We start from the raw sequence: 25297 nt of genomic DNA on the forward strand, positions 1-25297 counted from the left end.
CGTGGCCCCGACACCGCTGACCGTCCGCTACTTCGCGGGTGCCCGCGCCGCTGCCGGGCACGCCGAGGAGGTCCTACCCGCCGGCCGGTCGCTCGACGGCCTCACCGCCGAGTTGGTACGGCGACACGGCGACCGCCTCGCCGCCGTGCTGCGAGTGGCGAGTTTCCTGGTAAATGGCGTCACCTGTCATGATCGTGAAGCACCCCTGCCGGCCGGGGCCACGATCGATGTTCTGCCCCCGTTCGCGGGCGGCTGAGGAGGCGCACATGTTGGCGGTTCTGGGGTTCGTGGGCGTCCTGGCGCTGACCACCGGTCTCATCCACCTCTACCTGTGGAAACGGCTCGTTCGGGACACCACGACGCCGGGCCGCTGGCGGCGGGCCGGCGGGATCGCAGCCCTGGTGCTGGCGCTGCTCGTGCCGGCCACCCTCGCCGGGACGCAGGCCGGGCTCTACTGGCTCGCCTGGCCGGGCTACCTGTGGCTCGCCGTGATGTTCTACCTGCTCGTCGTGCTTGCCGTCCTCGAAGTGCCGATGCTCGTCACCCGGCTGGTGCTGCGCCGCCGGCTCGCCACCGCCGAGCCGACCACCGCCGCCCCCGAGCCGGTGCTCGTCACCACCGCCGAGCCGACCACCGCGCCCGAGCCGGTGCTCGTCGGCGCCGCCGGGCCGTCCGAGCCACCGGCCACCGACGCCGTCACGGCCCTCGACCACGACCCGGCCCGCCGGCTGCTGCTGGCCCGTGGGGTGGCCATCTTCGCCGGCCTCACCGCCACCGGCATCACCGGGTACGGCGTACGCACCGCCCTCGGCCCGCCACGACTCGACCGGGTGCAGATTCCCCTCGCCAAGCTTCCCCGCAGCATGGACGGCCTGCGCATCGCGACCGTCTCCGACATCCACCTCGGCCCGCTGCGCGGCCGGGCACACACCGAGCGGATCGTCGCCGCGATCAACCGGCTCGACGCCGACCTGGTCGCGGTGGTCGGGGACCTGGTCGACGGCTCGGTCGCCGAACTCGGCCCGGCCGCCGCCCCGCTGCGCGACCTGCGCTCCCGGTACGGCAGCTTCTTCGTCACGGGCAACCACGAGTACTACTCCGGTGTGGAGGAGTGGGTCCAGGAGGTCGACCGGCTCGGCCTGCGGGTGCTCCAGAACCAGCGGCAGGAGATCCAGGCCCGGGGCGGCGTACTCGACCTGGCCGGCGTGAACGACCTGGACGCCGATCCCGCCGGCACCGGCCTCGCCGCCGGGCCCGACTTCGCCGCCGCCCTCGGCGACCGCGATCCGAGCCGTCCCGTGGTGCTGCTCGCCCACCAGCCGCTGGCAGCCGTCGAGGCCGCCCAGTACGACGTCGACCTGCAACTGTCCGGGCACACCCACGGCGGGCAGATAGTGCCGTTCAACCTGGTCGTCCGGCTGGCGCAGCCGGTGGTCAGCGGCCTCGGCGAGGTCGACGGCACGAAGGTCTACGTGACGAACGGCGCCGGCTTCTGGGGGCCGCCGGTCCGGGTCGGCGCGGAGCCGCAGATCAGTCTCGTGGAGTTGCGCTCGGCATAGCGGACGTCACGTCCGCGCGTGGCGGCCGTCGGCCGGCGCGGCGGGCGTGACAGGATGCGGCGTGCCCCCGTTCAGTGCCGTACCCTCCGGTGGCCTCTCGCCATTCGTCGCGGACCTGCACATCCACTCGAAATACTCGCGCGCGTGCAGCCGCGACCTCACGCTGCCGAACCTCGGCTGGTGGGCGCGTCGTAAGGGCATCGGTCTGCTCGGGACCGGCGACTTCACCCACCCCGCCTGGTACGACCACCTGCGGGAGACCCTGCGCCCGGCGGAGCCGGGGCTGTACCGGCTCGACGCCGAGGCGGAGCGGGACATCGCCCGGCGGCTGCCGCCCCGGCTCGCCGGCGCGGCGGAGGCGGACCCGGTCCGGTTCATGCTGAGCGTGGAGATCTCCACGATCTACAAGCGGGACGACCGGACCCGCAAGGTGCATCACCTGATCTACCTGCCGGATCTGGACGCGGTGGCCCGGTTCAACACCGCCCTCGGCCGGATCGGCAACCTCGGCTCGGACGGCCGGCCGATCCTCGGACTGGACTCCCGCGACCTGCTGGAGATCACCCTGGAGGCCAGCCCGGACGGCTACCTGGTGCCGGCGCACATCTGGACACCGTGGTTCTCCGCGCTGGGCTCGAAGTCCGGCTTCGACGCGATCGCGGACTGTTACGCCGATCTGGCCGACCACATCTTCGCCGTGGAGACCGGCCTCTCCTCCGACCCGGCGATGAACTGGCGGGTCGGCAGCCTGGACGGCTACCAGTTGGTCTCCAACTCGGACGCGCACTCGCCGCCCGCTCTGGGCCGGGAGGCGACGGTGCTGACCGCCGAGCGGGACTACTTCGCCGTCCGGGAGGCGCTGCGGACCGGTGACGGTCTGGCCGGCACCATCGAGTTCTTCCCGGAGGAGGGCAAGTACCACGCGGACGGGCACCGGCTCTGCGGGGTCAACTGGTCCCCGGAGCGCACCCGGGCGGCCGGCGGGCGCTGCCCCGAGTGCGGCAAGCCCCTCACCGTGGGTGTCCTCAGCCGGATCGAGGAGCTGGCCGACCGGCCGGCGGGACACCGGCCGGCACAGGCTCGGGACGTCACCCACCTGGTCCCGCTGGCCGAGATCCTCGGTGAGATCAACAAGGTGGGCGCCCGGTCGAAGAAGGTCGAGGGGCGACTCAACGAGCTGCTCGCCGCGCTCGGCCCGGAGCTGGAAATCCTGACCACGACGCCGCTCAGCGACATCGCGCAGGCCGGCGGCGAGCTGCTCGCCGAGGGCATCGGGCGGCTGCGACGAGGCGACGTGCGCCGGGTGCCGGGCTACGACGGCGAGTACGGGGTGATCACGCTCTTCGACCCGGCGGAGCTGGGCGGCGCCGACGCGGCCCAGGAGACCCTGTTCGACGTACCGGTGCCGGCGCAGCGCCGACCCACGGAGCCGGCGGCGAAGGCCACGGCCAAGCGTCCGGCGGCGAAGGCGGAGCCGAAGCGGAAGCCGATCCCCGCTCCCGCGCCGCCGATCGCGTCGCCGCCGTCCCCGCACGAGCCGTTCGAGCCGATGCTCTCCGGCATGGAGGAGGTCGGCACCGGCCTGCTGGACCGGCTGGACGCGATGCAGCGGGTGGCCGCCTCCGCTCCGGGCGGGCCGCTGCTGATCGTGGCCGGGCCGGGCACCGGCAAGACCAGGACCCTCACGCACCGGATCGCGTACCTCTGCGCGGAGCTGAACGTCTTCCCCGAGCACTGCCTCGCGATCACGTTCACCCGCCGGGCGGCCGAGGAGCTGCGACACCGCCTCGACGGCCTGCTCGGCCCGGTCGCCGAGGACGTCACAGTGGGCACGTTCCACGCCTTGGGCCTGACCATCCTGCGGGAGAACGCCGACGCGGCGGGCCTGCCGGCCGACTTCCGCATCGCCGACGACACCGAACGGGCGGCGGCCCGAGCCGCGGCCGGCGACGACGGTGCCGCCTATGTGTCGCTGCTGCGCAAGCAGGACCTGGTCGACCTGGACGAGCTGGTCACCCTGCCGGTGGAGCTGCTGCGCGCCGACCGGAAGCTGGTCGAGGGATACCGGGACCGCTGGCGGTGGATCTTCGTCGACGAGTACCAGGACGTCGACGAGGTGCAGTACGAGCTGCTGCGGCTGCTCAGCCCCGCGGACGGCAACCTCTGTGCGATCGGCGACCCGGACCAGGCGATCTATTCGTTCCGGGGTGCCGACGTCGGCTACTTCCTGCGTTTCTCCGAGGACTTCACCGACGCCCGGTTGGTCCGGCTCAACCGCAACTACCGCTCGTCGGCGCCGATCCTGGCCGCCGCGGTGCAGGCCATCGCGCCGTCCTCGCTGGTCCGTGGCCGGCGGCTGGATCCGGCCCGACTCGACCCGGAGGCCCCGCTGGTGGGGCGCTATCCGGCGGCGTCGGTGGCCGAGGAGGCCGACTTCGTGGTGCGGACGGTCGACGACCTGGTGGGCGGACTGTCCCACCGGTCGCTGGACTCGGGCCGGATCGACGGCCGGTCCACCTCGCTGTCGTTCTCCGACATCGCGGTGCTGTACCGCACCGACGCACAGGCCGCGCCGATCGTCGACGCTCTGGCCCGCGCCAACATTCCGGTGCAGAAGCGCTCACACGACCGGCTGCGGGACCGGCCCGGGGTGGCGGCCATCGCCCGCGAGCTGCGGCACGCCGACGGGTTGGCCGGCTCGCTGACCGCCCGGGTGCGGTTGGCCGGCCAGGTGGTCGCCGAGCGGTTCGCGGTGCCCACCCTGGATGGCACCGGCACGGTACGCCCCGAGGCCGTCCGCTCCGCCGTGGACCTGCTCACCCCGTTGGCCCGGCGCTGCGGCGACGACCTGGAGGCGTTCCTGTCGCAGCTGGCCACCGGCGCGGAGGTGGACGCGCTCGACCCCCGTGCGGAGGCGGTCACGCTGCTCACCCTGCACGCGGCGAAGGGCCTGGAGTTCCCGGTGGTCTTCCTGGTCGGCGTGGAGGACGGGTTGCTGCCGCTGCGCTGGCCGGGCGCGACGCCCGACGAGGACGCGGTCGCCGAGGAGCGCCGGCTCTTCTTCGTGGGCCTGACCCGGGCCCAGGACCGGCTGTACGTCAGTCACGCCGCCCGCCGCACGCGGCACGGCGCGGAACGCGACTGCGCCCCCTCACCGTTCCTCGGCAGCATCGACCCGGGCCTGTTCGAACGCTTCGGCGAAGCCGAGCCCCGCCGCCCCAGGGACCGCCAACTCCGCCTGATCTGATCGGCCACCCGCTCGCCGCACGATCTTGCGTTTTCGGTCGCCGTCAGGCGTGGGATGCACCTTGTGTCGGCGCGGAAAGTGCAAGATCGACGAGGAGTGGGGCGCGCGTCAGGCTTGCAGTAGGGCTAGCCAGGCACCGATGAGCAGGGCTGGGCCGAGTGGCAGCAGGGTGTCGCGGCGTACCCGCCCGGTGGCGAGCAGGCCGAGCACCAGACCACCGTGCAGCAGATGTGGCAGGACCAGCCCGACGACCAGGGCGTCCCGGCCTATCCATCCGAGCGGCAGGCCGAGAACTGTCGCGAGCTTGACGTCCCCGAACCCCAGCCGGGAGCCCGGCAGCAGGGCCAGCAGCACGTGCGCCACACCGGCGACAGCCGCGCCGGCCAGCGCGCCGAGCAGCCGCGCCGCCTCACCGGACAGCATCGCCACGGCGGTCAGACCACCGAGGGCCAGCACCCCGGCGGCGAGCACCAGTGGGTCGGGTAGCCGCAGACAGGCCAGGTCGACCCGCGCCAGCACCAGCCCCACCGCCGCCACCGCGAGGAAGACCGGCAGGGCGGAGTCGTCGCCCCGGGCGACCGCGAGCCCGGCGAACACCACCGCCGCGACCACCGCCCACACCGCACGCCGCGGCACCCTCGAAACGGCTGGCGGGGCCGCGTAACGCCAGGTCAGCCTGGGTACGGCGAAGCCGACAAGCGCGCCGAGCAGCGCGACCGGCACCAGCGCGACGGCCGACATGGGCGGGACGTTACCTCCGGTCGCGCGCCGGCGCGGCCCCCGATCGGGCTGTCGTGCCGTTGCGGCGCGGCCGTTCGGTGCTCACCACCAGAGCGACTCCGGCGACGATCACCGCACCGCCGAGCAGCACCTGCGTGGTGATCGGCTCGGCCACCAGCAGCGCGCCGAGCGCGACCGCGACCGCCGGGTTGACGTAGGCGTACGTCGACACCAGCGAGATGGGCGCGTTGTGCAGCAGCCAGACGTACGCGGTGAAGGCCACGAGCGAGCCGGCCACCATGAGGTAGCCCAGCGCCAGCCAGGATCGGGTACTGACCTCCGCCGGGTGAAAGTCGCCCAGCTCGCCCCGACCGGCGGCGACGACGGCAAGCACCAGCGCGCCGGCCAGCATCTCGTACACAGTGGCCACGAACGGGTCGGCGGGCATCCGGATCCGGCCGGACAGGAACGACCCGACCGACCAGGCGACGGCCCCCACGACCACGACCAACGCCCCGAGCAGGGGCACCGCGTCCGCGCTGCCGGCGGGCAGCACCAGCAGGATCAGGCCGACGAAGCCCAGGGTGACCCCGGCGAACGTCCAGACGGGCGGCCGGTCCCCCGTGCCGGTGCGCAACAACACCACCAGCAGTGGCACGGTCGCCACCAGCAGCGCGGCGATCCCGGACGGCACCGCCTCTCCGGGCGGCCCGGATTCGGCGAGCACCACCAGGCCGTTGCCACCGGCGAGCAGGAGCACCCCGACCAGCGCCGCCGAGCCGAGTTGCCGCAGATCCACCCGCAGTGCGCCGGGGCCGCGGCGCAGCCGCAGCACCACCGCCAGGACCAGGCCCGCGACGGCGAACCGCAGTGCGGCCGACAGCAACGCCGGCAGCGTCTCCACGGCGATCCGGATGGCCAGGTAGGTGGAGCCCCAGAGCAGGTAGACCACGATCAACGCGGTCCAGATCAGGGTCGGCGCGGCGCTTGCGGGGCGGCCGACGACGGCTGCCGCGCTCGGTGGAGGTGAGCTCATCAGTGGACCACGCTACGGTGACGTCGGAGTCGGCGTCGCGTACCGGTGGCCGGACTCACCACTTCGGGCAGGAGGGCGGCATGACCAACTACGGACCACCCGGAGGCGGCGACCCGGGACCGTGGCGCGGGCAGCGACCCGACGAGACGCCCGGCCGGCCGGTGCAGCAGCCCTACCCGCCGGCACCCGGGCCCTATCCACCGCCGGGCCCGTCGTACCCGCCACCGGGCCAGTCGTACCCGCAGCCCGGCCAGTCGTATCCGCCGCCCGGCCAGTCGTACCCGCCGCCGGGGCCGTCGTATCCGCAGGCGCCCCAGGAGCGACCCGGGCCGTATGGCGGCCCACCGAACGCGCCCTACGGGGGCGGTGCGGGAACGCCCTACGGCGGTGCCCCCGCAGCGCCCTACGGCGGCGCGTACCAGCCGACCGGGGCGAACACGGGCTACGACCAGCAGCCGTACCGGCCCGACGAGAACCCGTACGGCCCGGACCCCACACCGGCACCGGGCCGGCGCGGTCGGGGGCCGCTGATCGCGGTGCTGGCCGTGGTGCTGTTGCTGGCGGCCGCCGGCGGTGTGTTCTGGTTCCTTCGCGGGCAGGACGACCCCGCCCCGGTGGCCGCACCCACCACCTCGACCGCCGCCGTGGAGCCCAGTGCGGACGCCGACGGGGCCGAGCCGCCGCCGAGCGACCCGGCCCCGGAGTCGTCGGCCGATCCCCGGTTCGCCAAGGTTGGTCAGTGCGTCCGCAATGACGCCGCGGCGGACGGCAAGCCCAAGCTGCTGATCAGCGAATGCGCCGCGAAGTCGTACGAGGTGTTGAGCCGGATCGACGGCGCCACCAGCGGGGAGCGCGACGCCGAGACGAAGTGCGACAAGGTCCCGGGTTACACCAACTGGTACTTCTTCGACAGCGAGCTGGACACCCTCGACTTCGTCCTCTGCCTGAAGCAACGCTGAGACCACCCACCCTTGGGATGACATGACGACCTACGGACCAGCGGGCTCCGATCAGCCGGACGACCCGTACCATCGCCCGCCCGCCGAGGATCCGACCAGGCAGCAGTGGGGTCAGCCGCCACCCGACGCGGAACCACCAACCGTGCCGATGTGGGCACCGCCGCCGGCCCACCCGGAGCCGCCGGCCCAACCCGAGCCGCCAACCGCACCGACGTGGGCGCAACCGCCGGCCTCCGGCCCGGGTTACCCGCCGCCCCCGGACCCGGGTCACCCACCGGCCTCGGGCCCCGGTTACCCGTCGGCCCCGGACCCGGGTTACCCGCCGACCTCCGGCCCGGGTTACCCGCCGCCCGGGCCGTTTCCGCCGGCCGGACCGGTGCCGGGTCCACCGCCTGCGCCGTGGGGGCAGCCACCTGGCGGCTACGGCATGCCGCCCGTCGCACCGGTGAAGAGGACCGGCCGCAAGGTCGCCCTCATCATCGTGCTTGTGGTGGTGCTCCTGCTCTGCCCGTGCCTGGGCCTGGCCGGTTGGGCGGTCTGGAGGGTCGTCGACGCCGGCAACGACGTCCGTACGCCGTCGACGAGCGCCCCGGTCGTCCCGCCGGTCCTGCCCAGCGACGCGCCGAGTTCGGCCGCGCCGACGCGGGACACCGGGTTCGCCACGGGCGACTGCCTGGTGAACGAGGGCACCGAGGACGCCGCGGAGCTGCGCAAGGTGCCGTGCGGCCCGAACACCTACCGGGTGTTGCTGCGGATCCCGGCGACCACCGACTCGGCCCGGTGTGACGCGCTGCCACCCCCGATTAGCGCGACCTACGTGCACGACAACGACGTGGACCTGTTCGACTACGTGCTCTGCCTGCGGAAGCAGTAGCTCCGATTGCCAAAACTAGGGCTGTCTAGCGTCCAAGCTAGACAGCCCTAGTTTTGTGTCGACGACCGTTGGCCCTGTCCACGGCCCCGACACGCCGGTAGCCCCATCTATCCATGTCTAGCCTCGCAGCTAGAGGGCCCGATATTCTGCGATGCGTGGATCCGGTCCGCAACCCGTACGCGCCGGGCGCCGGCCAGCGTCCGCCCGAGCTCGCCGGGCGGGGGCGGGAGCTGGACGTCTTCGACATCGTGCTCGAACGCATCGCACGGGGACGACCCGAACGCAGCCTGATGCTCACCGGGCTGCGTGGAGTCGGCAAGACGGTCCTGCTCAACACTCTCCGGTCGCAGGCGATCAACCATCTCTGGGGCAGCGGCAAGATCGAGGCACGCCCGGACCAGTCGTTGCGCCGCCCGGTCGCCGCCGCGCTGCACATGGCGGTCCGGGAGCTGGCGCCCCGACACCGCGCACCCGACCGGATCGACGCGTTCCTCGGCGTCCTCAAGGCGTTCGCCCAACGGTCCACCCCGACCGGCCGGGCCGGTGCCGCCCCGAAGCTGCGCGACAGGTGGCAACCCGGCATCGACGTGCCGGCCGCCAGTGGCCGGGCCGACTCCGGCGACATCGAGATCGACCTGGTCGAGTTGCTCACCGACGCCGCGGCGGTGGCCAGTGACGTCGGCACCGGCATCGCCATCTTCATCGACGAGATGCAGGACCTCGGTCCGGAGGACGTGTCGGCGCTCTGCGCGGCCTGCCACGAGCTGTCCCAACTCGGCGCGCCGCTGATCGTCGTCGGCGCCGGCCTCCCGCACCTGCCGGCGGTGCTCAGCGCGGCCAAGTCGTACTCCGAGCGGCTCTTCCGCTACCAACGCATCGACCGGCTCGACCGGATCGCCGCCGACCAGGCGCTCTGCGCGCCTGCCGAGCGCGAGGACGTCGAGTACGAGCAGAAGGCACTCGACCTGCTCTACGAGAAGTCCGGCGGTTATCCCTACTTCGTCCAGGCGTACGGCAAGGCGACCTGGGACCACGCGCCGCGCTCGCCGATCACCGCCGCGGACGTGCGCGTCGCCGCACCCGAGGCGGAGGCCGAGCTGGCGGTCGGGTTCTTCGGCTCCCGGTTCGAGCGGGCCACCCCCGCCGAACGTGAGTACATGCGGGCGATGGCCATGATGTCCGCGGTCGAGGACGAGTCCGGGGCGGTGATCCGCGACGACATGGACGCCGCGGTGCCCACCGCCGAGATCGCCCGAGCCCTCGGCCGCAAGCCCGCCAGCCTCTCCCCGGCGCGGGACGCGCTGATCAAGAAGGGGCTGATCTACTCCGGCGAGCGGGGCACGGTCGCCTTCACGGTGCCGCACTTCGGCAGATACCTGCGCACCCAGCCGGCCTGACCGCCGACGGTGTCGAAGCGGTCAGACCTTCGACCAGGGCGCCGGAAAGAGCACCTCACCGCGTGGCGGGGGGCCTTCCTCGCTTGTCGACGGCGGCAGCACCAACGCCTGCCAGGGCTCACCGAGACCGGCCCACGGGCTGGTCAGGCCCAGTTCCGTCGCCGGGCTGAAGCCGAACCGGCGATAGAAGGCCGGGTCACCGAGGACCACGACCAGCCGCTCACCCAGCTCGGTGGACGCGTCAAGTGCTGCTTGCACGACAGCCGTGCCGTGCCCGACGCGCTGCCGGTGCGGCGCGACAGCCACCGGACCGAGCGCCAGGGCGGGCACGTCCGAGCCTCGCTCCGGCCGCACCCGCACCCGGGTGAGCAGCGCGTACCCGACCACCTCGCCGCCGTACTCGGCGACCATGGCCAGCCGCGGCAGCCAGGCGGCGGTGCCGCGCAACTCGTCGACCAGGCTCACCTCCGGCGGCGTCGCCACGTCGGGGCGGGCGAAGGCGGTGGCCAGCACGCGGCGCACCGGACCGGCGTCGGCCGGGTCCTCGGGGCGTAGCCGCAGCGTGGTCACCCGCGCGACGTTACCCGCCGGGGTCGGTCCATCCGTGACTGTCGCTCGAATCGGCGTGGCGCACGCGTGTATGAACACCGATCCGATCCGACGGTTGCCGGGGTAGCAAACGCCGCGAGGGGGTATGACTGATCCATGACGCCCGTACGTTCCCTCGCCCGCGCCATGTTGAGCGGCATCTTCGTGGTCAGCGGGTATCGCAACCTCCGCAACCCGGCGCGGCTGGCGCAGGCCGCCGCACCGGTCACCGACAGGGTCGCGCCGCTGTTGAAAAAGGCGCACCCGAGCTTCCCCACCGAGACCGAGACGTTGATCCGACTCAACGCGGCGGTGCAGGTCAGTGCCGGGTTGATGCTGGCTACCGGGCGGTTCAGTCGACCCGCCGCGCTGGTCCTCGCCGGCACGCTGGTGCCGGTGACCATCGCCGGGCATCCCTTCTGGAACAACGACGACCCGATCGCCAAGAACAACAACCAGATCCACGCCCTGAAGAACCTCGGTCTCCTCGGCGGTCTGCTGTTGGCCGCTGCCGACACCGGCGGCAAGCCGGGTCTGCGCTGGCGGACGGGCCATCGCATCGGCCACTCTCGACGTTCCATGCAGCGCGCCGTCCGTACCGCCCGACGAGAAGCCCGGATCGCCGTCCGATCCGCGTCCACCGCACGTCGACTGCCCGGCTGAACTGCGTCGATGCCTCTCCGCGTCACCCCCACCCCCCGCTAAGGCCGCGAATTACCTGAACCACCCGGTAGGCGTTAACGCGGTGGAAATGTCAAAAACATGTGTGGGATCGGACACGGTCGCATAACGCGGGAGGCACTGACGTGAGGCGCCGTTCTAGGCTCCGTGCAGGACCTGGACGGGTAGGACGACCTTGGTACGGGGGTGGCCACGCCATGCCGACGGCTGTCGGTAGTCGGGCGGACCGCCTCGCCCCAATCCAACGCGTGTCACGCGGGATCGACCGCGTGACACGTCGGATCGATCGCAAGAACGTCGTACGGGGCGCCATCGTGGTCGCCGTCGCCTACGCCGCATGGCTCGCCATCGGCACTTTCGGGCGGCCGTACAACTTCTTCGACATGAAGATCTACCACGGTGCCGTGGTGTGGTGGGCGAGCGGTCACGAGCTCTACGAGTTCATCGCGCCCGGAACCACCCTCGGTTTCACCTACCCGCCGTTCGGTGGGCTGGTCATGCTGCCGATGGCGCAGCTTCCGATCGACGCCGCCGGCATGGTCAACGCCGTCGCCAGCATCGCCGCGTTGGCGCTGGTGCTGGCCGGGCTGCTCCGCCCCATCGTGGACCGGCTGGGGTGGCCACTGTGGTTCACCGTGGCCGTGGCGGTGCCGCTCGCGGTCGCCATCGAGCCAGGTCGGGAGACGCTCGGCTACGGCCAGGTCAACATCCTGCTGTTCGCGTTGATCATGGCTGACCTGATCGGCCTTCGCTGGCGCTCCCGCCGGGGCACCCACTACGCCGCGACGGACGGCCCCCTGCTGCGCTTCCTCTACGGCGGAGCCTGGGCCGGTGCCGGCATCGGCCTGGCCACCGCGGTCAAGCTCACCCCGGCGCTCTTCATCGCCTACCTGCTGATCACCCGTCAGTGGCGGGTGGCGGCCACCGCGATCGGCACCGCGATCGGCGTGACGGTGGCGACCTTCGGGATCGTCGGTGACGAGTCGCGGACGTACTTCGGCAGCGTGCTCTGGCAGACCGAACGCGTCGGCGCGGCGGACATGACGCCGAACCAGTCACTCGCCGGCCTGCTCGCCCGCCTGTACGACTCGATCGAGACCCCCGGGCTGCTCTGGCTCGCCTTCTCGGTGTTGATCCTGGCGGTGGGCCTGTCCCGGGCGGCCAGCTCCCGCGCCGACGGTGACGAGTTGACCGCGTTCACACTCGTCGGCCTCACCGCCAACGTGATCAGCCCGATCTCCTGGACGCACCACCTGGTCTGGGTGATCCCGGCGATCATCGTGCTTGCCGACGCCGCCGTACGCCGCCGGGAGGCGAGCCGGACGATGCCACCGCGCGCCGGCCAGGGGACCGTGTTCGGCGGGGTGCCCGGGGTCAACGGGCTCCGCCCGCCGATCTGGTATCCAACGCTGACCGGGCTCCGGCACGGCGGTGCCGCGATCGGGCTCTACCTGCTCTTCCTGATCTCCCCGATCTGGCCCTACGAGCACCAGCTACCGGAGATGTCGCACTACCAGGACGGTCTCTTCGGGGCGCTCATGGAAAACTCGCTCGCGCTCGCGCTCATCGTGCTTGTCGCCGCACTGCCCTGGCGTCCGGGTGCCGAGCCGGCGTTCTACGGTGACCGACTCGCCCGGACAGTGGCGCTCAACGGCCGCCGCTGAGCGGTCAGGGGCAGTTGACCCATTCCTCGGTGCCGTCGGTGAAGACCTGCCGCTTCCAGATCGGCAGGCGCGCCTTGGCCTCGTCGACGAGCCGGGCGCAGGCCGCGAAGGCTGCCGCCCGGTGCGCGGTGCTCACCGCGGCGACGAGCGCCACGTCACCGATCGCCAGGGGGCCGACCCGGTGGGAGACCGCCACCGCGTAGACGTCGGGCTCCGCGGCGATCTCGGCGGCCACCTCGCGCAGCACCTGCGCGGCACTCGGGTGTCCTTCGTATTCCAGGCTGGTGACCTGCCGGCCGTGGTCGTGGTCGCGGACCACGCCCTGGAAGGAGACCACGGCGCCGGCCCGGCGGTCGGCGACGGCCGCCTCGTGCGTGGCGAGGTCGAGCGGCTGGTCGGTGATCTCACCGAAGGTGATGGTCGGTGCGGTCATGACGAACGCTCCCCGGGCAGCAGCGGCAACGGCACGATCGGCACCCGGTCGCCCGGCTCGCCCCTGGTGCCGGGCCGGATGACGGCGAACCCGTCCGCGCCGGCCAGGCCGCGCAGCATCGCCGAGCCGACGTGTCGCACCGGGGACGCGGTCCCGGCGGCCCGGTCCAGGCGGACCAGGGCGAGGTGGGTGTGGTCACCGCGACCGGGCACCGCCTCGGCCAACGTGGCGTGCGGCAGCACCGGCATCGAGCGGCCCTGTAGGCCGGCGAGCAGCGGCGCGACAAGCGACACGAGCGCGACGATCGCGGACTGCGGGTTGCCGGGCAGCCCGGCCACGAACCGGACCCGCCCGTCCGGTCCGGCCAGCCGGGCCAGCAGCATCGGGAAACCCGGGCGAACCGCCACCGTGTTGACCACGTAGTCGGCGCCGAGCGCTTCCAGGGTCGGGTGCAGGTGGTCGACCGGGCCGTTCATCGTGCCACCTGTGGTGCAGACCAGGTCGGCGGTGGCAAGCGCCGCCCGCAGGGCCGCCACGTGGGCGGGCAGTGTGTCGGCCACCGGGCCGACCACGTCCGATGGGCGGACCTGACAGCCGTAGCGCCGCAGCCACGCCGGCACGGCAGGGCCCAGCGCGTCGCGGACCCGACCGGCGGCGGGCGGGCCGGCGGTCAGCAACTCGTCGCCGAAGACCAGCAGCGCGGCGCGCGGCGCCCGCCGGACCCGCAGCGTGTCGTGCCCACAGGAGGCGGCCAGGCCGATCACCGCCGGGTCGACAGGCGTGCCGACGGGCAACAGCTCCTCACCGGCGTACGCCTCCTCGCCGGGCTTGCGCCACTCCGGCGTCGCCCGGGGGGTGCCGCTGACCAGACCGTCGACGATCGTCGACTCCTCGACGCGCAGCACGGCGGTGGCGCCCTCGGGCACCATGGCGCCGGTCGCGATCTCCACGGTCGTGCCGTCAGCGGTGAGCGGCGCGGGGGTGCTGCCGGCCAACACCCGGCCGACGATGCGCCACGGGCCGGGGCCGCACACCGCCCAGCCGTCCACGCTGGAGGTGGGGAAGGCGGGCAGGTCGGTGCGGGTGGTCAACGGCTCGGCCAGGGTCGACCCGTCGATGTCGGCGAGTGGTCGGGCGACGGCGGGCAGCGCGGCGGCCAGACCGACCGCGTAGACCCGCGACCGCGCCTCCTCCCACCCGGCTGGTGGAGGGGCGGCGACCCGATCCGCGGTGGGTGCGGTTTCCGTGCTCACCGACCGAGCCTATCGGCACGGGCCGACACCCGTCGGGGCCTGGCGTGGACTCCGTCGGCGTTCCCCTCGCGGACTTCAGTGGTCCCCACCGCGAAGCTGGTCGACGGCGTGCCCGAGGATCGGCCCGAGCACCGCCAACCCGTCCCGGGCGCCACCTGTCGAGCCGGGCAGGTTGACCACAAGCATCCGGCCGGTGACCCCGGCCAGGCCACGGGACAGCACCGAGGTGGGCACCCGGTCGCGGCTGTGCGCGCGGATCGCCTCGGCGATGCCGGGGATCTCGTAATCCAGCAGACCCCGGGTGACGTCCGGGGTGCGATCCGTCGGGGTCACCCCGGTGCCACCGCTGGTCAGCACCACGTCGACACCGTCGGCGCGGGCAGCCCGCAGGGCGACGCCGACCGGCTCACCGTCGGGCACCACCACCGGCTCGTCGACCTGGCACCCCAACTCGCGCAGGCCGGCCACGAGCAGCGGACCGCTGGTGTCGGCGTAGACACCGGCCGCGGCCCGGTTGGACGCGACGATCACTCGGGCCCGGATCACGGCCGGTCCTCCGGCCGGACCCACTCGCCGGTCTTGCCGCCCTCCTTGCGCAGCACCCGGACCGCCTCCACCGAGGCCGCCGGGTCCACCGCCTTGACCATGTCGATCAGGGCGAGACCGGCGACGGCGACCGCGGTCAGTGCCTCCATCTCCACGCCCGTCCGGTCCGCCGTGCGGGCGGTGGCCGTGATCTCCACGGTGTCGACCGTCAGTCGGAGGTCGACGGTGACGCCGTGCAGGGCGATCGGGTGGCAGAGCGGAATCAGGTCGGGGGTGCGCTTGGCGCCCATGATCCCGGCCAACCGACCGACCGCCAACGCGTCGCCCTTGGGCAGCCCGTCGCGGTGCAGCAGGTCGATGACCTCGGGTGTGGTCCGCAAACGGCCGGCCGCGACGGCCCGGCGGCCCGTCACCGCCTTGTCGGAGACGTCGACCATGCGGGCCGCGCCAGCGCGGTCGACGTGGCTGAGCTGCGCGGGTTCGGTCACGGTCGTGAGCCTATCGGTGCGGTACGACGGCGCTTGGAAGGAGCGGCGCCGTCCCTGCCCGCCAGGACGGGTGCTGCGGCCCGGCGACGCAACGCCGCTCCTTCCTCGCCGACCCGCTGCCAAGGCCTCGGGGGAGAACTGGCAGCGGGTGCGTGTCGACGACCCGGTTCTGCCCAGGAGCAGAACCTCCCCCGTTCGTCGTTACGGCGGGAAAGTTACCGGGCCTGCCGATAAGAAATCGATAAAGGCCGTTCGGGCAGTTCAGCGATCTGCGGCCGGGGTTGCGGCTGCCACCTCGGCGAGGCGGCGTTCGGTCTCGAAGCGCTCCGGCACGCCCATCCGCCGGAAGATCGCCAACGCCCGCTCCCAGTGCCGTCGGGCCTCGGCCGGGTCGACGCGGGCGAAGTGTTCGGCAAGCCCGCTCAGGGCTCGACCCTGCTCGTGCGGGTAGGCGATGCGAGTGGCCAGGCGCAACGCCTGCTGGTGCGTCTCGAACGCCTCGCCACGGCGCCCCTGCGCCAACAGGGTGCGCCCAAGCTCGTTCAGCGCGGCCGCCTCGACGTGGAGCTCCCCCGAACCGATCGACAGCTTCCGGGCCAGCTCGTGTTCCCGCTCGGCCTCCACCAGACGGCCCAGAACCCGATAGGCGATCCCGAGGTCGTTGCGCACCTCGGCCTCGGTATACCGGTGACCGGTGCGATCGCGGAGGGCCAACGAGGCCAGGAGGATGCGGATCGCCGGCTGAAGGTCACCCATTCGGAGGCGTACGGCGCCGATGCGACTGAGCGCGCTGAGCGCGTGGAACTCGTCGGAGTTCGTCCGGGCCCAGGTCAGGTACAGGCGGTGTATCCGCAACGCCTCCTCGTAGCGTCCCAGGGCCATCAGCGCTATGCCGAGATTCGGCAGCACCGTCGGCACCCGGACATTGCCGTACCCCTTGTAGTCACGCAGGCACTCCTGACCGACAGTCACCGCTTCGGTCAGGTTGCCGCTCCACAGGTAGACGGCGGCGAGATTGGCGCGGTATCGGGCGGCGTTCAGCACGTCCCGCGACTCTCCGGCGAGGGCGACAGCGCGGGTCAGATGGTTCAGCCCCGCCCGGTTGTCGCCGATCCGGACGTAGCCGGAGGCGAGGTAGTTGTTTATCAGTGCCGTCGCACTGACGTCCCCGGATGCTTCCGCCGCGGTCAGCGCGTACCGGTGGGTCGTGATGATGTCCTCGAAGTATCCGCGGATGTAACAGAATCGCCAGAGGGCACGGGCCAGCCGCCAGGAGTGCTCGGGGAAGCCCTCGTCGAGCGCCGCCCGCACCATCGTCACCAGGTCCGTCCGTTCCGTCTCCAACCAGTCGGCGGTGGGTGCCCCGATCGCGTCGATCAGCTCGGGTCGCCCGAACGGGAGATGTGTGACGTGGGCTCCCAGGTCGTCGAATTCCAGCGTCTTGGCGACCCGTAACGCCACCGCCAGAGTGAAGTCGAACAGGTGCGCCAGCGCGGCCTTCCGCTCGCTCGCGGAGTCGGTCCGCGAACACAGGTCGATGGCGTACTCCCGGATGAGGTCGTGCAGTCGATAGCGCGTCGAGTCCAGGTCCTCCACCAGGTTCCGGTCGACGAGGTCGTCGAGCGCCGTACGAGCTTCCGCGACGGTCAGGCCGGTCAGCGCGGCGGCTACCGGCACGCTGAAGCGGCTACCGGGATACAGACTCAGGAATCGGAAGACCCGCTTGGCCGTGCTCGGCAGAGGTTGGTAGGAGGCGGCGAAGGCCCCGGTGACGCTGCTCTCCTCCTGCGCGAGCTGGTGCAGCACCGGCGCGTCGCCGGCCATCTGCTCGGCAAGGTCCGCCACCCGCCAGCCGCGCCGGTGCGCCAGTCGGGCACCGGCCAGCCGAATCGCCAGAGGGAGGTACCCGCACCGACGTACCACCTCGGCGGCCGCCTCCGGCTCGGCTTCGACCCTGTCCTGACCGACGCTCAGACGCAGGAGATCCACGCTCTCCCGCGGGTTCAGCAGCGGTAGCGTCTGCGAGGGCCCGACGTCCGGGTGGGACAGCCGCCGCCGCGAGGTCACCAGCACGACGGTGGTCGGCTCGGCCGGCAGCAGGGGCATGATCTGCTCGCTGCTCGCCGCGTTGTCGAGCACCACCACCGACCTCCGGCGGGCCAGTTCCTGCCGCCACAACTCCACCCTGTCGTCGAACTCCACCGGGACGCGCTCGGCCGGCACGCCGAGCTGTCGGAGCAGTGTGACAAGTGCGCTCGCCGGCTCCACCCGGTTCTTCTCGCCGTGCCCACCGAGGTCGACGAACAGCGCGGCGTCCGGGTATCGGTCGGACAGCCGGCGGGCCAGGTGCACCGCGAGGGTGGTCTTGCCGCTGCCCGCCATGCCGTCGACGATGTGCACGGCTGGCACCCGCTCCTCCACCCGCCGGGTCTCCGCCAGCAGCCGCGACACGACGGTCTCCCTGCCGACGAAGTCGGCGACCGCCCGGGGCAGGTGGTCCACCGGTTCGATCCGGCCCGGTTGTCCGGCAGCCGCAGCATCCGCCACGACCACGTCCGGACGCTGGCCGCTCTCCCGCCGGGGGGCAACGGCGCGCCCCGGGCCGGAGCGCGACACCGCCGCGACGATCGAGCGGCGCAACTCTTCGAGGTCGTGCCCGGGACCGACGCCCAACTCCGTGGCCAACCGGGTTCGGATCTCGTCGTACGCCGCCAGCGCCCCCGCGTTGTCCCCGCGCTCGTGGAAGGCCCGCATGAGGAGGTGGTAGGCCGGCTCCCGGAGAGGGTGGCGGGCCACCACGTCGCGCAGCAGTGGAATCGCCAGGTCGTTTCGCCCTGACCGCAGCTGGACGTCGGCGAGAAGTTCCACGGTCACCAGCCGTTCCTCCTCCACAGCGACGGTTCGGGAGGTGAGGACGGGACCGAGCGGTACGCCGGCGAGCATCGGACCGCGCCACCGAGCCAGAGCGCGCTCCAGCAGCTCGCGGGCGGGGTCCAGGTGACCGGCCGTCAGCGCTTCCCGACCCGAGTTACGTTCCCGCTCGAAGCAAAAGACGTCGATCCGTTCCGGGTCCACAACGAGTCGATAGCCGTTGCGTTGGCGTTCGATGGCACCGTGACCGGCCGCGAAGGACTCGAAAGTCCGGCGCAGATTGGCCGCATAGGTCCGCACATTAGCCACAGCCGATCGCGGTGGGCAATCGCCCCATAACTCATCGACGAGGTCTTCCAATGCCACCAGCCGGCCGGGCTGCACTGCGAGCATCGCGAAGATTGCCTGCTGTTTGGGTGTACCGAGGCGCAGCATGCGGGTAGACAGTTGCACCGAAAGGCCGCCCAGAACCTGAATCTCCACCGGTCCCCTGTTCCAGCCATCCCAGGTACTCAGTCGATCACGCAACGAAGTCTACGACCCCCATCGGTGACATGCTGCTCACGGGGCGAAGGCGGATGGCTGTTGGTGACCCCAGGATTACCGCGAGGAGGGCCGCTCGATTGCCCGCACGCAGCCGCACGATGTCGGCCGCAAGTTGCATCGGCACGGGCTCAGGGACACCAATTCCGCGTCGTCACCGTCGATCCAGGCGAAGACTGACACCTTTACTCCGCCTACCCGACACACGGGCGCGTCAACTCTGCCCATGCCGCCTTGACGCCTGTCCACGCTCCGGATGCGGCAACTTGTAGGGATCTGCGGAGCCAGCGAATAACGCGACCATTACCTCGTCCGATACCGTCTGCAGTTGCTAGCTGTCCCACGAATCCAGCAGGAGCGAGTTCGACCGCACTCCGTTCAGCAGCGATGGACAGAACGTTACAAACACTCGCCAACTTGGCTAATGTTGCGCATACCGACATTTATTTCTTCTAACCTGCCGATCCTTCTCTTAAGCTGCGTTTCCAAGGAAGACCTCCCCTTTGGGTAGGTCTTCGAATGGCTCAGCGAGAAGGGGGCACGCGATGCGCGGCAGCGAGTGGGAGTGACCCCTCGACCGGGGACGTGCACGAGCCTCGAACGGTAGGCTACGAGCACGGCAGAGACAGTCCTTCGGGAGCGGCATGACCCTTCCTCAGCAACGACAGATTGAGACCGATCGGCGGCTACGGCTGCTCGTCGGTCTCGTCGTCGTTGTGGCAACCATCATCACCGCCACGTCACTACCGGTCGCCGCACGCTCGGCGGTGACCGCCACGCCGGCGGACATCGCGGTCCTCGTCGTACTCACCGTCACGATCGCCCTGGGAGCCCGGGTCAAAGCACGGGTGCGGATCCGGTCCACCACCCACTCGATCAGTTGGACCGAAGCCGCGATCATCATCGGACTCGCCATCGCCCCGGCCCAGTCGGTGGTCCTCTGCACCGCGGTGGGCATCACCTTCGCCTCGCTCCGGCTGTCGCCGATCAAGATGGCCTTCAGCGTGGGCAAGAACGTCATCGTGGCCTGGGGCGCCGGCATCACACTGGCGATGACGACCTGGACCTGGCCACCGGCGAGCACCGTCGCCCTGATCGTGCCGGTAGCCGCCTCGTACCTGGTAGCGGCACTGCTGGACGACCTCCTGGCCATCCCGGTCATCGCGCTGGCATCCAACACCAAGATCTCAAAGCAGTTCCGGACCAACCTCGACCTCCGACTCGCCGGCTTCGCCGTACGCTTCGTCGTGGCGGTCTGCACGCTGCTGATCCTCGACGCCAACTTCAAACTCCTGCTGGTCATCCCACCCCTGGTGCTCAGCCTGCACCTGGCCTACGCCACGAGAATCCGTTCCAGGACCGAACAGCAGGCGTGGCAACGCCTCGCCCGCACCACCGACGCGCTCAACGTGGTCGACCTGGACGCCGTCCTCACCACCGCCGTCACCCAGGCCGCCGAACTGTTCTCCGCCGACGAGGTCGAAATCGAACTGCGTGACGGCGACCGCGCCGTGCGCGGCGGCACCGGCGGCATCACCTTCGACGGCCTCACCGGCACGCCCACCGACGTGCACGGCACCGTCGTCCCCACCCGGCTCGAAGGGCACGACCGCACCGTCGACGTCGGCGTGCTGCGACTGCGCTTCCGCGGCCCGGTACAGCTCTCCGAACGGGAGCAGTACACCCTGCGCACCTTCGCGTCCGCGCTCTGCACGGCCGTACGCAACGCCCAGGCGTACGCCGAACTGGCCCGGGTCGCCAACGAACACGCGTACGCCGCCGCCCACGACGCGTTGACCGGACTGGCCAACCGCCGGCACCTCCTCGACGAGGGCACCGAGCAGTTGAGCGCCCGGCACGCCGACGGGGTGACCGCACTTGTGCTGATCGACCTCAACCACTTCAAGGAAGTCAACGACACCCTCGGTCACGCCGCCGGCGACCAGGTGCTGGTGCAGGTCGCCGACCGGTTACGAGACGCGGCGCAGGCCAGCGACCTGGTGGCCCGCCTCGGCGGCGACGAGTTCGCCGTACTCCTGCGCGGGCTGCCGGCCCCGGCGGTGGCCGCGCACCGGGCCGAGATCCTGCTCGCCGCCCTGCACGAACCGTTCGAGCTGGACGGCATGCGGATCAGCGTCGAAGCCAGCGGCGGCATCTCCGTCGCACCGTCCAGCGGCGGCATGGCCGAACTGCTGCGCCGTGCCGACGTGGCCATGTACCAGGCCAAGCGTGCCGGGCAGAAGACCTCCACCTACGCCGCGACCCGAGACACCGCCGACCTGGGCCGCCTCACCCTCGGCGGCGACCTGCCCCGAGCCGTCGCCGACCACGAGTTCATCGTCAACTTCCAACCCATCGTCGACCTGGGCACCGGCGAGGTCACAAGTGCTGAAGCGTTGGCCCGCTGGCGACACCCCACCCACGGCATGATCGACCCGCTGCGTTTCCTGGAGGCGGTGGAGCGGTCCGGTCTGCTGCCGGCCTTCGCCGAGGCGATCCTCGACCAGGCGTTGATCGCGGCCGGCACCTGGCGTGACGCCGGCTTCGACGTACCGGTCGCGGTGAACGTGTCCCCACGCAGCCTGCTCGACGCGCGGTTCCCCGGCTCGGTGCTGGCCCGCCTGCGCGCCCACGACCTCCCAGCGGACCGGCTGGTGCTGGAGCTGACCGAGACGCTCACGCTCAGCCAACTCGACGTGGTCGACCGAGTGCTCAGCCGGCTGCGGGACGAGGGCGTCCGGTTGGCGTTGGACGACTTCGGCACCGGCTACTCCTCGCTGTCGCTCCTCTCCCGCATCCCGGTGCACGAATTGAAGATCGACCGAAGCTTCGTGACGACGATGGAGAGCTCGGCGGAGGCCGCCGCTGTCATCCGCTCCACCCTCGACCTGGGTCGCAGTCTCGACCTGGTCGTGGTGGCCGAGGGGGTGGAGAGCGAGCCGCAACGGCGCGCCCTCTGGGAGTTGGGCTGCGTCGCCGGCCAGGGTCACCTGTTCGCGCGACCGGTGCCCGCCGGCATCCTGCTCGCGGCGATGCAGCGCGGCTCCGGCGGGCGTCCCGGCGCCCTCGTCGCGCCACTGCACGACGCCGGCGCGGTGATCCGGTTGAGCCAGAACCGCCGCCAGACCGGCCGCGCCCGCCTCCCACACCTGCCCGCCTGACCGGGCACCGGCCGCCCCCGCCCCGCGGCCCGGTGCTGGTACGCCCCGGTCTGCCAGACTGGCGCGCGTGATCGCCGACGCCCCGACCGCCCGCCGCCGTCCCCGGCACTGGCGGACGCTCGACACCGCCGCCGGCGGACTCGCCGTCGACCTCGGCCTCTACGCCGTCTCGACCATCTTCGCCGCGATCACCGCGGTCACGTCGACCCTGCTGCCGCACCGGGCCTGGGGCGCGGTCGCCGCCGTCGGATACCTGCTCGCGACGCTGGCGGTGCTCACCCAACTCCTGCTGCGCCGACACCGCCCGACCGCGCGGCTGGCCGGTCTCGGAGCCCGCTGGACGATCACCGGCCTCACCTGGGCCGGCACCGCGCTGCTGCCCCTGCTCTGGCAGAGCATCGAGCGGGCCAACGGACGCACCGACCGGGCACAGGAGGAGGTGCTGGTCGTGGAGCACGCCGGCACCCGCCTCCTGGAGCACGGCACGCCATACCTCGGCCCCGACGCGATAGCTGCCCTGCCTCCCGGCGAACAACTGCTGGGCTACACCCCGTACCAACCCGGAATGGCCATGTTCGGCCTGCCCAGAGCACTTGCCGACACCTGGTGGACCGACTCCCGGGTCTGGTTCGCGGTCGGCACCGTGCTGGCGCTCACCCTGGCCGTGGCCGCCCTGCGCACCACACCGACCACCGCCCTCCCCGCCCCGGATGCCCACCGGCGAGACGCCGCGCTGCTGCGCGGCGTGCAGGCCGCCACCGTACTGCCCATCTGCGCCCTCACCCTCGCCACCGGCGGCGACGACCTCCCCGTACTCGCGCTCTGCCTACTGGCCCTCGCGCTCGCCGCCGCCGACCGCCCCGGCCGAGCCGGCCTCGCGGTCGGGCTGGCCGGCGCGCTGAAGCTCTTCGCCTGGCCGGTGGCGCTGGTCCTGATCGTGTGGGGCCTGACCCGACGCGCCGGCACCCGGGTCGCCGCCGGCGCGATCGGCCTGCCCATCGCCGCCCTGCTACCGGCGATGCTCGTCGACCGCGACGCGCTCACCGAGAACGTGCTGCGCTTCCCCCTCGGCCACGGCCTGGTCACCAGCCCCGCGCAGTCCCCGTTCCCCGGCTACCTGATCGCCACCGCGCTACCCGCCGGCCGGCTCGTCGCCGCCGCGCTGCTGGTCGCCGCCGGCGTGGCCATCGCCGTCCGGCTCGCCCGCCGCCCGCCCCGCACCGCCGTCGCCACGGCACTGATCTGCGGGTACGGGCTACTCGCCGCCATCGCCCTGATGCCCTCGACCCGCTTCGGCTATCTGCTCTACCCGGTGGCCCTGCTCACCTGGGCACCCGCCCTGCACCGCCCGGTCGACACGCCGACCACCCCCCTTCCCGACAGATCCGCTCGGACCACATCGGCGTAACTGCTGGGCGCAACCGCGCGCCAGGGCGTAGACCTGAAGGCATGACGACGTACCGCGACCGGGCCGACGCCGGCCGGGTGCTCTCCGAGCGGCTCACCGCACTCGTCGGCGACCCGGACGTGGTCGTCCTCGGCCTGGTCCGCGGCGGCGTGCCGGTCGCCCGGGTCGTCGCCGAACGACTCGGCGCACCACTCGACGTGCTTGTCGTCCGCAAGCTCGGCATGCCGTGGGCTCGGGAGGTCGCCTTCGGCGCGCTCGGGCCGGGCGGGGTCCAGGTACTCAACGGCGTATTGGCCAGCCGACTCAGCAGCGACGACATCGCCGAGGTCAGCCAACGGGAGCAGGCCGAACTGGCCCGGCGGGAACAGCTCTACCGAGGTGGTCGCGCCCAGGTGGACCTCACCGGGCGGACCGCGCTGATCATCGACGACGGCCTGGCCACCGGTGCGACAGCCCGCGTCGCCGTGGAGGTCGTCCGCCAACTCGGGGCACACCGGGTCGTGGTCGCCGTCCCGGTCGGCGCACAGGAGGCGTACGAACTGCTCGCCGCCGAGGCGGACCAGGTCATCTGCGCCCAACGCCCACCTGACTTCGGCGCGGTGAGCGTCTACTACGACGACTTCCACGAGGTCTCCGACGACGAGGTCACCGAAGCGCTCACAGCAACCGCTTAGGTCGACCAGGTACCGTCGGGAGATGAATAGTCTCACCTGCCCCAAGTGTCACGGAGAAATGCGCCAGTACGAGCGCAGCAACGTCGTGATCGACCAGTGCGGCGAGTGCCGCGGCATCTTCCTGGACCGCGGCGAGTTGGAGAAGCTGTTCGAGGCGGAGGCCAACTGGAGCCGCCAACAAACCGGTGGTGCGCCGCCGCAACCCACCCACCAGCCGGCCGGCTATCCGCCCCCGCCGCCCCCGCCCGGATACGGTGCCGTCCCGCCGCCGCCCCCGCCCGTCCACGGCTACCCGCCGCAGCCGGCCTACGGTCACCAGCAGCAACAGCACCACGGCTACCACGGGCACTACCGGCAGAAGAAGCGCAAGGGCTTCCTCGACGACATGTTCGGCTGAGCCGGGACCGACAACCGGCCCGGGTCGATCACGCGTCGACCCGGGCGCAGCGCCCACCGGCAGACGGTTGGCGGGCGGGGCGGTCCGTGCCAGGCTGCATCGCATGACCACGACCCGACCGGCCGAGGCGCTGGATCAGGCGTACGCCGGAATCACCGCGGTGGTCGGCGACCTGGACGACGCCGGCCTGCAACGAGCCACCCGCTGCCGAGGCTGGCTGGTCGCGGACCTGCTCCTGCACGTGCTCGGCGACGCCCAGCGCGCACTTGTCGCACTGGCCAGCCCCGTCGACGGGCCGGCCGACGTCGACGACGTCAGCTACTGGCGCGACTTCCCGTCCGGCGACGACGAGAGCGACAGACACGCCTGGTGGGTCCGCCGATCCGCCGCCGCGTTCGACCGTCCGACCGGGATCGTTCGACTTTGGCGGGACACCGCCCCGGCCGCGGTCCGCGCCGCCGGGTCAGCCAACCCCGAGGGGTACGTAACCACGCAGGGGCACGTGCTGCGCGTACCCGATTTCCTCGCCACCCTGACCACCGAGGCTGTCGTCCACCACCTGGACCTGATCCCGGAGCTGCCCGAGGCGCCGCCGCCCGGCCCGCTGGCCGCGCGTGTCGCGGTGACCACGATGGAGGGCCTACTCAGCGACGACACGGTGCGCCCCGCCGGCTGGGACGACAAGGACTTCCTGCTGAAGGCCACCGGGCGCGTCCCGCTCACCGATCGGGACCGGGTGGAGCTGGGCGAGTCGGCGGGCTGGTTCCCGCTGCTCGGGTGATCGACGGCGGGTGCCGC

At 72.1% G+C, this 25297-nt stretch carries 20 protein-coding genes and 1 pseudogene; 13 read left to right on the forward strand and 8 right to left on the reverse strand.

Annotated features, from left to right (window positions below):
* Nucleotide 1 precedes the first annotated feature (1 nt).
* The 3 genes from ACPXBU_RS05450 (at nt 2) to ACPXBU_RS05460 (ending at nt 4806) form a co-directional block, all read left to right on the forward strand.
* Nucleotides 2-256, forward strand: a complete 255-nt coding sequence (locus ACPXBU_RS05450) for a MoaD/ThiS family protein (protein WP_425756886.1) — start codon at nt 2-4, stop codon at nt 254-256.
* A gap of 10 nt (nt 257-266) precedes the next feature.
* Nucleotides 267-1559, forward strand: coding sequence for a metallophosphoesterase (locus ACPXBU_RS05455; RefSeq protein ID WP_425756888.1), 1293 nt, complete (start codon nt 267-269; stop codon nt 1557-1559).
* A gap of 61 nt (nt 1560-1620) precedes the next feature.
* Nucleotides 1621-4806 carry a UvrD-helicase domain-containing protein gene (locus ACPXBU_RS05460; RefSeq protein ID WP_425756890.1) on the forward strand — a complete coding sequence of 1062 codons (3186 nt, stop codon included), beginning with the start codon at nt 1621-1623 and terminating at the stop codon, nt 4804-4806.
* A gap of 108 nt (nt 4807-4914) precedes the next feature.
* Here the strand turns inward: ACPXBU_RS05460 and ACPXBU_RS05465 are convergent, their stop codons facing one another.
* Both ACPXBU_RS05465 and ACPXBU_RS05470 read right to left on the reverse strand, forming a co-directional pair.
* Nucleotides 4915-5547, reverse strand: a complete 633-nt coding sequence (locus ACPXBU_RS05465) for a prepilin peptidase (protein ID WP_425756892.1) — start codon at nt 5545-5547, stop codon at nt 4915-4917.
* A 10-nt stretch (nt 5548-5557) separates the two neighbouring features.
* Nucleotides 5558-6562: an EamA family transporter gene (locus tag ACPXBU_RS05470; RefSeq protein WP_425756894.1), complete on the reverse strand. Its 1005-nt coding sequence runs from the start codon at nt 6560-6562 to the stop codon at nt 5558-5560.
* Nucleotides 6563-7026: 464 nt separating this feature from the next.
* Between ACPXBU_RS05470 and ACPXBU_RS05475 the strand changes: the two are divergent.
* The 3 genes and pseudogenes from ACPXBU_RS05475 to ACPXBU_RS05485 all read left to right on the forward strand — a co-directional run.
* Nucleotides 7027-7521 (forward strand): annotated as a pseudogene (locus tag ACPXBU_RS05475) (LppU/SCO3897 family protein); the annotation flags it as partial.
* 475 nt (nt 7522-7996) lie between these two features.
* Nucleotides 7997-8395 (forward strand): LppU/SCO3897 family protein, encoded by a 399-nt coding sequence (locus ACPXBU_RS05480; RefSeq protein WP_425757534.1) that lies wholly within the window; start codon nt 7997-7999, stop codon nt 8393-8395.
* 155 nt (nt 8396-8550) lie between these two features.
* Nucleotides 8551-9792 (forward strand): AAA family ATPase, encoded by a 1242-nt coding sequence (locus tag ACPXBU_RS05485; RefSeq protein WP_393364954.1) that lies wholly within the window; start codon nt 8551-8553, stop codon nt 9790-9792.
* A 21-nt stretch (nt 9793-9813) separates the two neighbouring features.
* On the opposite strand, the gene ACPXBU_RS05490 is transcribed toward ACPXBU_RS05485, so the two are convergent.
* Nucleotides 9814-10362 (reverse strand): GNAT family N-acetyltransferase, encoded by a 549-nt coding sequence (locus tag ACPXBU_RS05490; RefSeq protein ID WP_393364956.1) that lies wholly within the window; start codon nt 10360-10362, stop codon nt 9814-9816.
* 135 nt (nt 10363-10497) lie between these two features.
* Between ACPXBU_RS05490 and ACPXBU_RS05495 the strand changes: the two genes are divergently transcribed.
* Together ACPXBU_RS05495 and ACPXBU_RS05500 are read left to right on the forward strand one after the other, a co-directional pair.
* Nucleotides 10498-11043 (forward strand): DoxX family protein, encoded by a 546-nt coding sequence (locus ACPXBU_RS05495; RefSeq protein ID WP_393364959.1) that lies wholly within the window; start codon nt 10498-10500, stop codon nt 11041-11043.
* Nucleotides 11044-11258: 215 nt separating this feature from the next.
* Nucleotides 11259-12725 carry a glycosyltransferase 87 family protein gene (locus ACPXBU_RS05500; protein WP_425756897.1) on the forward strand — a complete coding sequence of 489 codons (1467 nt, stop codon included), beginning with the start codon at nt 11259-11261 and terminating at the stop codon, nt 12723-12725.
* 4 nt (nt 12726-12729) lie between these two features.
* On the opposite strand, the gene ACPXBU_RS05505 is transcribed toward ACPXBU_RS05500, so the two are convergent.
* The 5 genes from ACPXBU_RS05505 to ACPXBU_RS05525 form a co-directional block, all read right to left on the reverse strand.
* Nucleotides 12730-13158, reverse strand: coding sequence for a molybdenum cofactor biosynthesis protein MoaE (locus ACPXBU_RS05505; RefSeq protein ID WP_357411229.1), 429 nt, complete (start codon nt 13156-13158; stop codon nt 12730-12732).
* On the reverse strand, nt 13155-14411 hold the full coding sequence (locus tag ACPXBU_RS05510) for a molybdopterin molybdotransferase MoeA (protein ID WP_425756899.1): 1257 nt from the start codon (nt 14409-14411) through the stop codon (nt 13155-13157). Before ACPXBU_RS05510 ends, ACPXBU_RS05505 begins: the two co-directional genes overlap by 4 nt.
* A gap of 75 nt (nt 14412-14486) precedes the next feature.
* Entirely contained in the window at nt 14487-14957 is a 471-nt protein-coding gene (locus tag ACPXBU_RS05515; RefSeq protein WP_425756901.1) for a MogA/MoaB family molybdenum cofactor biosynthesis protein, read from the reverse strand.
* Entirely contained in the window at nt 14954-15445 is a 492-nt protein-coding gene (moaC, locus tag ACPXBU_RS05520; protein WP_425756903.1) for a cyclic pyranopterin monophosphate synthase MoaC, read from the reverse strand. Before moaC ends, ACPXBU_RS05515 begins: the two co-directional genes overlap by 4 nt.
* Before the next feature lie 261 nt (nt 15446-15706).
* On the reverse strand, nt 15707-18616 hold the full coding sequence (locus ACPXBU_RS05525; RefSeq protein WP_425756905.1) for a BTAD domain-containing putative transcriptional regulator: 2910 nt from the start codon (nt 18614-18616) through the stop codon (nt 15707-15709).
* Nucleotides 18617-19503: 887 nt separating this feature from the next.
* On the opposite strand from ACPXBU_RS05525, the gene ACPXBU_RS05530 reads away from it, so the two are divergent.
* From ACPXBU_RS05530 to ACPXBU_RS05550, 5 genes are all read left to right on the forward strand, one after another.
* Nucleotides 19504-22020, forward strand: a complete 2517-nt coding sequence (locus ACPXBU_RS05530; RefSeq protein ID WP_393364976.1) for a putative bifunctional diguanylate cyclase/phosphodiesterase — start codon at nt 19504-19506, stop codon at nt 22018-22020.
* Between the two features lie 67 nt (nt 22021-22087).
* Nucleotides 22088-23428 carry a glycosyltransferase 87 family protein gene (locus ACPXBU_RS05535; RefSeq protein ID WP_425756907.1) on the forward strand — a complete coding sequence of 447 codons (1341 nt, stop codon included), beginning with the start codon at nt 22088-22090 and terminating at the stop codon, nt 23426-23428.
* Nucleotides 23429-23469: 41 nt separating this feature from the next.
* Entirely contained in the window at nt 23470-24102 is a 633-nt protein-coding gene (locus tag ACPXBU_RS05540; protein ID WP_393364982.1) for a phosphoribosyltransferase, read from the forward strand.
* Between the two features lie 22 nt (nt 24103-24124).
* Nucleotides 24125-24499, forward strand: a complete 375-nt coding sequence (locus ACPXBU_RS05545) for a zf-TFIIB domain-containing protein (protein WP_393364985.1) — start codon at nt 24125-24127, stop codon at nt 24497-24499.
* A gap of 103 nt (nt 24500-24602) precedes the next feature.
* Complete coding sequence (locus tag ACPXBU_RS05550; RefSeq protein ID WP_425756910.1) at nt 24603-25280, forward strand: maleylpyruvate isomerase N-terminal domain-containing protein; 678 nt, start codon at nt 24603-24605, stop codon at nt 25278-25280.
* Nucleotides 25281-25297: the final 17 nt, after the last annotated feature.

This window comes from Micromonospora sp. DT231 (genome assembly GCF_049847025.1).
GTDB lineage: Bacteria > Actinomycetota > Actinomycetes > Mycobacteriales > Micromonosporaceae > Micromonospora.

Bases quoted from the DNA above. Each gene is read 5' to 3' on its own strand.
- ACPXBU_RS05455 (WP_425756888.1), top strand. From the start codon at position 267: ATGTTGGCGGTTCTGGGGTTCGTGGGCGTCCTGGCGCTGACCACCGGT.
- ACPXBU_RS05465 (WP_425756892.1), bottom strand. From the start codon at position 5,547: ATGTCGGCCGTCGCGCTGGTGCCGGTCGCGCTGCTCGGCGCGCTTGTC.
- ACPXBU_RS05470 (WP_425756894.1), bottom strand. From the start codon at position 6,562: ATGAGCTCACCTCCACCGAGCGCGGCAGCCGTCGTCGGCCGCCCCGCA.
- ACPXBU_RS05495 (WP_393364959.1), top strand. From the start codon at position 10,498: ATGACGCCCGTACGTTCCCTCGCCCGCGCCATGTTGAGCGGCATCTTC.
- ACPXBU_RS05500 (WP_425756897.1), top strand. From the start codon at position 11,259: ATGCCGACGGCTGTCGGTAGTCGGGCGGACCGCCTCGCCCCAATCCAA.
- ACPXBU_RS05505 (WP_357411229.1), bottom strand. From the start codon at position 13,158: ATGACCGCACCGACCATCACCTTCGGTGAGATCACCGACCAGCCGCTC.
- ACPXBU_RS05530 (WP_393364976.1), top strand. From the start codon at position 19,504: ATGACCCTTCCTCAGCAACGACAGATTGAGACCGATCGGCGGCTACGG.
- ACPXBU_RS05540 (WP_393364982.1), top strand. From the start codon at position 23,470: ATGACGACGTACCGCGACCGGGCCGACGCCGGCCGGGTGCTCTCCGAG.
- ACPXBU_RS05545 (WP_393364985.1), top strand. From the start codon at position 24,125: ATGAATAGTCTCACCTGCCCCAAGTGTCACGGAGAAATGCGCCAGTAC.
- ACPXBU_RS05550 (WP_425756910.1), top strand. From the start codon at position 24,603: ATGACCACGACCCGACCGGCCGAGGCGCTGGATCAGGCGTACGCCGGA.